The 8,529-nt window shown below is 69.5% G+C and carries 7 protein-coding genes and 2 pseudogenes; 8 read left to right on the top strand and 1 reads right to left on the bottom strand.

Annotation, left to right across the window (positions count from 1 at the left end; translation table 11 throughout):
- Positions 1 to 416: C40 family peptidase (locus tag BN10_RS00515; RefSeq protein ID WP_233354225.1), on the top strand; the 416-nt coding region annotated here is incomplete at its 5' end.
- Positions 417 to 490: 74 nt separating this feature from the next.
- Here BN10_RS00515 and BN10_RS00520 read toward each other — a convergent pair.
- Complete coding sequence (locus BN10_RS00520; RefSeq protein WP_010849175.1) at positions 491 to 1,129, bottom strand: inorganic diphosphatase; 639 nt, start codon at positions 1,127 to 1,129, stop codon at positions 491 to 493.
- Between the two features lie 48 nt (positions 1,130 to 1,177).
- On the opposite strand from BN10_RS00520, the gene BN10_RS00525 reads away from it, so the two are divergent.
- From BN10_RS00525 to BN10_RS17050, 7 genes and pseudogenes are all read left to right on the top strand, one after another.
- Positions 1,178 to 2,593 carry a D-alanyl-D-alanine carboxypeptidase gene (locus BN10_RS00525; RefSeq protein WP_051369585.1) on the top strand — a complete coding sequence of 472 codons (1,416 nt, stop codon included), beginning with the start codon at positions 1,178 to 1,180 and terminating at the stop codon, positions 2,591 to 2,593.
- 24 nt (positions 2,594 to 2,617) lie between these two features.
- Complete coding sequence (locus BN10_RS00530) at positions 2,618 to 3,685, top strand: zinc-dependent metalloprotease (protein ID WP_010849177.1); 1,068 nt, start codon at positions 2,618 to 2,620, stop codon at positions 3,683 to 3,685.
- Between the two features lie 174 nt (positions 3,686 to 3,859).
- Positions 3,860 to 4,300, top strand: a pseudogene (locus BN10_RS17600) (ATP-binding protein); the annotation flags it as partial.
- A gap of 504 nt (positions 4,301 to 4,804) precedes the next feature.
- Positions 4,805 to 5,356 (top strand): hypoxanthine phosphoribosyltransferase, encoded by a 552-nt coding sequence (hpt, locus tag BN10_RS00540; RefSeq protein WP_040750372.1) that lies wholly within the window; start codon positions 4,805 to 4,807, stop codon positions 5,354 to 5,356.
- A gap of 161 nt (positions 5,357 to 5,517) precedes the next feature.
- On the top strand, positions 5,518 to 7,659 hold the full coding sequence (gene ftsH / locus BN10_RS00545; protein WP_010849179.1) for an ATP-dependent zinc metalloprotease FtsH: 2,142 nt from the start codon (positions 5,518 to 5,520) through the stop codon (positions 7,657 to 7,659).
- Positions 7,646 to 8,242: a GTP cyclohydrolase I FolE gene (gene folE / locus BN10_RS00550; protein ID WP_010849180.1), complete on the top strand. Its 597-nt coding sequence runs from the start codon at positions 7,646 to 7,648 to the stop codon at positions 8,240 to 8,242. The genes ftsH and folE overlap by 14 nt, the downstream gene beginning before the upstream one ends.
- A gap of 62 nt (positions 8,243 to 8,304) precedes the next feature.
- A pseudogene (locus tag BN10_RS17050) lies at positions 8,305 to 8,529 on the top strand (hypothetical protein); the annotation flags it as partial.

The following is an 8,529-nucleotide window of genomic DNA, read 5'->3' on the forward strand; positions in this document are numbered from 1 at the left end:
CTACCGCGCCGACGGCACCCACGACGCCACCCGCACCGACCAAGCCGGCGGTGAGCGGCAACAAGCAGAAGGTGCTCGACTACGCCTACGCGCAGCTCGGCAAGCCCTACATCTGGGGCGGCGAGGGGCCGGTCGGCTATGACTGCTCCGGCCTCACCCTCATGGCCTACAAGCAGATCGGCGTCTACATGGCGCACGGAAGCCAATGGCAGTACAACAACGGCACGAAGATCCCCCTGTCCCAGGCCCAGCCCGGCGACCTCGTCTTCTTCGGGAACAGTGGCCCGACGAACCACCACGTCGGCATCTACATCGGCAACGGGCAGATGATCCACGCCCCCAACAGCCGCACGGTCGTCAAGATCTCGTCGATCTACTACTCAGGTGATCTCATCCAGACCGTCGCACGCTACTGAGCCGACGGCAACGACAAAGGTGCCGTGCCCCGGGGAAGGGGCGCGGCACCTTTGTCGTTGGCGCAGAAGGCCTCTCAGTCGTCGCTGAGCGGATTGTCCTTCGTGGCCAGCTCGCGCACGGCCTTCTGGATCGCCGCCTGCAACTCGGCCTCGCTGTGCCGGACCTTGCTCTGGAACTCGGCAATGGCCTTGTTGCCCATCTCCGGGGTCCGCCAGCGCGCCGTCGACAGCCCTGCGTCCTTGGCTCGTTGCACGGCCTGCCGCACGGTCTCCTCGGCCTCGACGCGACCGGTCCAGTGGGCGCCCTCGACGGACTTGCCCGGCTCGAGGTCCTTGTAGGTCTCGAAGAAGTGCTGGATCTCGAGCCGATCGAACTCGTTGATGTCCTCGAGTTCCTTGATGTGGGTCTTGCGTGGGTCCCCGGCGGGGATGCAGAGGATCTTGTCGTCGCCGCCGGCCTCGTCACGCATGTGGAACATGCCGATCGGGCGAGCGCGCACCAGGCATCCCGGCCAGGTCGGCTCGTCGAGGAGCACCAGGGCGTCGAGCGGGTCGCCGTCCTCGCCGAGGCTGTCCTCGACATAGCCGTAGTCGCTCGGGTAGGCCATCGACGTGAAGAGCATCCGGTCCAGCCGGATCCGCCCGGTCTCATGATCGACTTCGTACTTGTTGCGAGCTCCCTTGGGGATCTCGATCGTGACGTCGAACTCCACGTCTGCCTCTTTCCTTGAGTCACCTAGGCTGCTGGCCAAGTGTCGCGCATGCCGGGTGCGATGTCGTGGGGAGGTGCCGTGGGACACGCCAAGAAGGTCGTCGGAGGTCTCATCGCCCTCGCCCTGCTCGCCGGTGGCGGGTATGCCGTGGCCGACGCCAATGACCTCGTCCCCGGCATCCTCACGCTCCCCGAGCCGGTTCCGACCGGGCTCACCCCACTGCCGACGACCTCGCCCGAGCCCAGCGCCGCACTCGGCCCCGCGCCCACCAGAGAAGGGACCGCTGCCGCCATCGGCGCTCTGCTCGCCGACCCGTCCCTGGGTGGCGGCGCGGGAGCCGTGGTCCGGGACATCACGTCGGGCGAGGTCCTGGTGTCCACCGACGCCGAGCGCCCACGGACCATCGCCTCCACCCAGAAGATCCTTTCGGCGCTGGCCATCACCGATGTCCTCGACGCCGAGTCCACGATGAAGACCACCGTTGTTGCGGGCGCTCCTGGCGAGGTCGTGCTCGTGGCCGGGGGTGACACCCTGCTGGCGACCGGGCCCGGGGACCCGACCGCCGTCGTGGGCCGTGCCGGTCTCGGTGACCTCGCCGCTCAGGTCGCTGCGGCCGCACCCGCTGGTCCGCTCACCGTCCGTCTCGACGCCTCGTATGCCGCGGGCCCACCGATCCCGTCCTCGTGGAACCCCGCCGATGTGAGCGCCGGTTACACGCGCCGGGTCACGATGATCGGGCTGGCCGACAATCGCCCGCAGCACGGCCTGGTGCCCCGGCAGGAGTCGGTTGACGACAGCCTCGAGGCATTCGTGGCCGCGCTGGTGGCCCACGGCCGCGAGGCCACCGCTTTGCCGCCCGGTCCGGCTCCGGCCAAGGATGCCATGGTCCTGGGCTCGGTCACCTCCGCACCCATCGCCGAGGTGCTGGGTCACGGCATGGACGAGAGTGACAACGCCATCCTCGAGAACCTCTCCCGCCAGGCGATCGTCGCCTCCGGCGGCACCGTCCCCGCCGACGGCAACACCGGGCCCTTCGTGCTCGCGGGGCTGGCCAAAGCCGGAATCGACACCTCGGGCACGACGATCCACGACGCCAGCGGCCTGGGACCTGGTCAACTCGTCCCGCTCACGACCGTCGATCACGTGCTGGCCACCGGACTCGGAGGGAAACACCCGGGGATGCGGCGAGTCCTCGCCGAGCTCCCGACCTCCGGCCTGACCGGCACCTTGGCGACCCGCTTCAACCAGCCTGACACCGCGGCCGTGGCCGGGGTGCCGCGGGCCAAGACGGGCACGCTGCGTGGCATCTCCGCGCTCGCGGGCCTGACGACCGACGCGGATGGACGTCTCCTGTCCTTCGTCGTCGTCGCCGACCATGTGCCCGAGAGCTACGAGGGAACGCTGGCCGCACGTGCGACGTTGGACCGATTCGCGGCCGCACTGACTCGTTGTGGCTGTCACTGATCGACCTGCCAGCAGGAGGAAGCCATGGCCGGATACGTCGACTGGGAGTTCGCCAAGACGACCGGACGCACACTCGTGCCCGCAGGACCGGCGATCGGCCCCGACGAGGCCGCGGCCGAAGTGGAGGCGATCCGGGAGGCGGCGCGCGCGGCATACGGGCCGGTGGCGGAGACCTCACGCCTCCCGACGCCACCTGACTCCCCGGAGGCGATCGTCGTCGACCGGCCGACGTGGATCTCGATGAACGCCGACTCGATGCAGGCGCTGCTCGACCCTGCCATCGACGACATGATCGCGGCCAAGGGGCACAGCGAACCCAACGCCCTGGTGGCGGCCATCGGTGGCAAGGTCACGGGCGCCGAGGTCGGTGGCCTGCTGGCCTTCATGGCAGGAAAAGTGCTGGGGCAGTATGACCTTGCGCCCGGAGGAACCCCTCAGCTCATGCTCGTGGCGCCCAATTTGGTGCAGGTCCAGCGCGAACTCGACGTCGACGCAGCCGACTTCCGGGCCTGGGTGTGCATGCACGAGGAGACCCACCGCGTGCAGTTCACGGCCGTGCCCTGGCTGCGCGACCACCTCGTCAGTGAGGCGCGGCGCCTCGTCGTCGACCTCGCGCCCGACCCCGATCGGGTGACCGAGCTCGCGCGCGACGTCGTGCAGCGATTGCCGGAGGTCTTCGGTGAAGGCGGCACGGGCATCGCCGATCTCTTCACGACCCCGGAGCAGCGTGCCCAGGTCGCCAACCTCACGGCTGTCATGTCCCTCCTCGAGGGCCACGCCGATGTCGTCATGGACGACGTGGGCCCGGCCCACATTCCCTCGGTCGCGACGATCCGTGCGCGCTTCAACGAACGTCGCAAGGGTGCAGGAGCCGCCGACCGCCCGCCTGCTGCGGCGGCTGCTCGGGCTCGAGGCCAAGATGCGGCAGTACCGCGACGGCGCCGTTTTCGTGCGCGGCGTGCAGGAGTCGGTCGGGGTCGAGGGCTTCAACGCGGTGTGGACCTCGCCGGAGACCCTGCCGTTGGCGGCCGAGATCACCGACCCCCAGGCGTGGGTGCGACGCGTCCACGAGTGACCCTTGCGTGCGCGTGAGGCGTCGCCATGGGAACGGTTCACGCGGACACAAGGGCAGGGGAGAGGATGGGCGCCATGGGTGGCCCTCGCCATCGTCCGACCGCGGCGATCCGGTATGCCGTGCGCTCGGCGCTCGCGGACCGGGCCACCGATGACCTCGTCCTGGTCGCCCTGAGCGGCGGAGCCGATTCGATGGCCCTGGCTGCAGCGCTCGCCGCGGAGGCGCCGGTCCTGGGCCTGCGGGCGGGCGCTGTCATCGTCGATCACGGCCTGCTCACCGATTCCTCCGAGCTCGCCCGGACTACCGCCGGACGGGCTGCGGGACTCGGCCTGGACCCGGTCGAGATCGTGTCGGTCACCGTCGATCCGACCGGTCGCGGGGTGGAGGCCGCCGCCCGCGACGCCAGGTATGCCGCGTTGTCGGGTGTCGCCGAGCGGCTCGGCGCCTCCCTCGTCCTGCTCGGTCACACCCGTGACGACCAGGCCGAGCAGGTCCTGCTCGGCCTGGCCCGGGGCTCCGGCGCCCGCTCCCTGGCCGGTATGCCGTCCGTCCGAGGGATCTTCCGCCGCCCGCTCCTGGGTGTCACCAGGGGCGACACACGGTCCTTGTGCGAGGCCGCCAACCTGCCCTGGTGGGACGACCCGATGAACGACGACCCGGCATACCTGCGGGTGAAGGCCCGCCGGGCGCTCGCGGACCTCGAGGGGGACCTCGGGCCGGGCATCAGGGAGGCGTTGGCTCGCACCGCCGACCAGCTCCGTGAGGACGCCGATCACCTGGACGCCCTCGCCGACGCGGCATACGCCACCACTCCACCCAGTCGAGAGGGAGCAAATCGCAGGCGACGACAACCCCTCACCCGCGATTTGCTCCCTCTCGACCGGTGGGTTGGCCGAGCTGCCGCGGGCCGTGCGCACCCGTGTCTGGCGACGGCTCCTCATCGCGGCCGGTGCGCCGGCCGGCCAGGTGAGCGCCCGGCATACCGACGACTGCGATCGACTCCTCACCGACTGGCACGGGCAGGGCCCGATCCACGTCCCCGGCGACCTGAGAGTGTCCCGATCCGGGGGTCGGATCGTCCTCGCACCCGGCTAGGCTGGGCGGCACCGCCAACGCGAACCGTGAGGAGCCGTGCAGTGGACGCTGCCGACATGGGCAAGGACCTCGAGAAAGTCCTGATCACCGAGGAGCAGATCCACGCCAAACTGGAGGAGTTGGCCGGCGAGATCGCCACCGAATACGCGGGCAAGGACCTTCTGCTCGTCGGCGTCCTCAAGGGGGCGGTCATGGTCATGGCCGACCTCATGCGTGCGCTGCCGATCTCCGCGCCGGTGGACTGGATGGCCGTCTCGTCCTACGGTTCGGGCACCAAGTCCTCGGGTGTGGTCCGCATCCTCAAGGACCTCGACGTCGACATCACCGGCAAGCACGTGCTCATCGTCGAGGACATCGTCGACTCGGGCCTGACGCTGTCGTGGATTCGCGCCAACCTCGCGTCACGCAGCCCGGCCTCGGTCGAGATCTGCACCCTGCTGCGCAAGCCCGACGCCGCCAAGGTCGAGGTCGACGTCAAGTGGGTCGGCTTCGACATCCCCAACGAGTTCGTCGTCGGCTACGGCCTCGACTACGCCGAGCAGTACCGAGGGCTCCGACAGGTCGGCACCCTCGCACCCCACGTCTACAGCTGACGTCGGGAACGCAGCGGCTCTCGGCGACGTTCTCCTGATCGGTATGCCGGGGGCCTGACCTCCCGCGGCGGGTAGCGTGTACCCGTCGAGCGGGCCCTCGCCCATCACACGACCTTCACGACCGATCAGGAGGAGGGCCCAAGGCGGGCCCGGCCAACTACATGGATCTCAAGCGCGTCTTCCGGGCACCGCTGTTCTGGGTGCTCGCCGTCATCGCCATCACCGTGCTGATGTTCTCCTTCGACAGCAACGGTGGCTACAGCAAGATCACGACGGCCCAGGCCGAGCAGCTGATCTCCGACGGCAAGGTCGACAAGGCCCTCTTCACCAGCGACAACGTCCTCAACCTGGACCTGAAGTCCGGCGAGAGCTTCACCGACAAGTCGGCGGGGATCAGCGGTGCCTCCAAGGTGCGCGCCGAGTTCATCGACGCCCGAGCCGAGTCCCTGGTGACGCTGGTCAACGAGAAGGTCCCGGACAACTTCAACGACGAGATGAAGTCGGAGAGCTTCCTGTGGACCTTCCTCATCTCGATCTTCCCGGTGCTGCTTCTCGTCGGTCTCTTCTGGTTCATGATGAGCCAGGCCCAAGGTGGCGGGAACCGGGTCATGCAGTTCGGCAAGTCCCGCGCCAAGTTGGCCAGCAAGGACACGCCCTCGGTGACCTTCGCCGACGTGGCCGGCGCCGACGAGGCCGTCGAGGAGCTGCACGAGATCAAGGAGTTCCTCGCCGACCCCGCCAAGTTCCTCGCGGTCGGGGCCAAGATCCCCAAGGGCGTCCTGCTCTACGGCCCGCCCGGCACCGGCAAGACCCTGCTCGCGAGGGCAGTGGCCGGTGAGGCAGGCGTCCCCTTCTACTCGATCTCCGGCTCGGACTTCGTCGAGATGTTCGTCGGTGTCGGTGCCTCGCGGGTTCGTGACCTCTTCGAACAGGCCAAGGCCAATGCCCCGGCCATCGTCTTCGTCGACGAGATCGACGCCGTCGGCCGCCACCGTGGCGCCGGCCTGGGCGGCGGCCACGACGAGCGGGAGCAGACCCTCAACCAGTTGCTCGTCGAGATGGACGGCTTCGACGTCAAGACCAATGTCATCCTCATCGCCGCGACCAACCGCCCCGACATCCTCGACCCGGCACTGCTGCGCCCCGGCCGCTTCGACCGACAGATCGCCGTCGAGGCCCCGGACATGATCGGCCGCCACCGCATCCTCGAGGTCCACGCCCAGGGCAAGCCGATGGCGGCCGGCGTCGACCTGCTCGCCGTCGCCCGGCGCACCCCGGGCTTCACCGGCGCCGACCTGGCCAACGTGCTCAACGAGGCCGCGTTGCTCACCGCCCGCTCGGACAAGAAGCTCATCGATGACGAGGTCCTCGACGAGGCCATCGACCGCGTGATCGCCGGGCCGCAGAAGCGCACGCGGATCATGTCGGCCCACGAGCGCAAGATGACGGCCTACCACGAGGGTGGGCACGCGATCGTCGCCGCCGCGATGAACCACACCGACCCCGTGACCAAGGTGACGATCCTGCCGCGTGGCCGGGCACTGGGTTACACGATGGTCATGCCGATCGACGACAAGTACTCCACGACCCGCAACGAGATCCTCGACCAATTGGCCTACGCCCTGGGCGGCCGGGTCGCGGAGGAGATGATCTTCCACGACCCCACGACCGGCGCCTCCAACGACATCGAGAAGGCCACCGCGATGGCCCGCAAGATGGTCACCGAGTTCGGGATGAGCGAGCGCGTCGGCGCGGTCAAGCTCGGCCAGAGTCAGGGCGAGGTCTTCCTGGGCCGCGACATGGGGCACCAGCGCGACTACTCCGAGGAGGTCGCTCGCGTGGTCGACGAGGAGGTGCGACGGTTCATCGAATCGGCGCACGACGAGGCCTGGCACGTCATCAACGACAACCGGCACATCCTGGACAACCTCGTGCTCGAGTTGCTCGAGAAGGAGACGCTCAACCAGGCCGAGGTCGCCACGATCTTCAAGGACATCCGCAAGCGACCGCTGCGTGAGCAGTGGCTCTCCAGCGAGCACCGCACGGTGAGCGACCAGCCGCCGGTCCTGACGCCGGCCGAGGCGGCAGCCCTCAACGGCTCGGGCAGGCACGCGGTGGACGGCACGATCGCGGTGGCGCCCCCTTCGCAGACCGCGACCACGCAGTCCGCGCCGGGCGTGCAGGCCGCCATCGACGAGGCCGCCCGCGCAGGAGCCAACCCGCTGGCGGAGGCCGACGAGAACGTCACCCAGGTGATCGAGGTCCCCGAGGGTCAGCCGGTCGAGACCGATGACCGTGCCTGAGCCCGTGGCGAGCGGGGTCGACCAGGCCCGGGCGGAGGCGGCGGTGCGGGAGCTGCTCCGCGCCGTCGGCGAGGATCCGGACCGTGACGGGTTGCTTGAGACTCCCGCTCGCGTCGCCCGGGCGTATGCCGAGTTGTTCGCCGGGTTGCACCAGGACGCGGCGAAGGTGCTCGCAACGACCTTCTCGATCGACCACGAAGAGATGATCATCGTGCGCGACATCGAGCTCTTCTCCACCTGTGAGCACCACCTCCTGCCCTTCCACGGGGTCGCCCACGTCGGCTACATCCCCAATGAGAGCGGCGTGGTCACCGGGCTCTCGAAGTTGGCCCGCCTCGTCGAGGTCTTCGCCCGCCGCCCCCAGGTGCAGGAGCGGATCACCACCCAGATCGCCGACGCGCTCGTCGAGCACCTGCGGGCCCGCGGTGTCATCGTCGTCATCGAGGCCGAGCACTTGTGCATGACGATGCGCGGGGTGCGCAAGCCGGGGGCACGCACCATCACCTCCGCCGTCCGCGGGCAGTTGCGCGACCCCGCCACCCGCTCCGAGGCGATGAGTCTGCTCCTCGGCGGCAAGCACTGACGACGACGTCCGCGGGACGTCGTGCACTGATCAGACCGATCGACGACAGGGGCGAGGCGGCGATGGCCACCGCAGGCACGGGATCAGATGCCCCGGAGTCCGCACGGGCCCGGCGGGCCCGCATCAAGGCCGAACGCGAGGCGGCGCTCGCGGCCGCCATTGCGCGCGGACTGACTCCGGAGCAGGCCCAGCGCGCCGTCGACGAGGAAGCCCGGGCAGAGGCTCGGGCACGCGCTTGGGACGGCCGACCCAGCGTGCCGGCGGCGGAGGCCGGCGGCATACCGTCC

Origin of the sequence: Phycicoccus elongatus Lp2 (assembly GCF_000367525.1) — a bacterium.
In the GTDB taxonomy this organism is placed as follows: Bacteria; Actinomycetota; Actinomycetes; order Actinomycetales; family Dermatophilaceae; genus Phycicoccus_A; species Phycicoccus_A elongatus.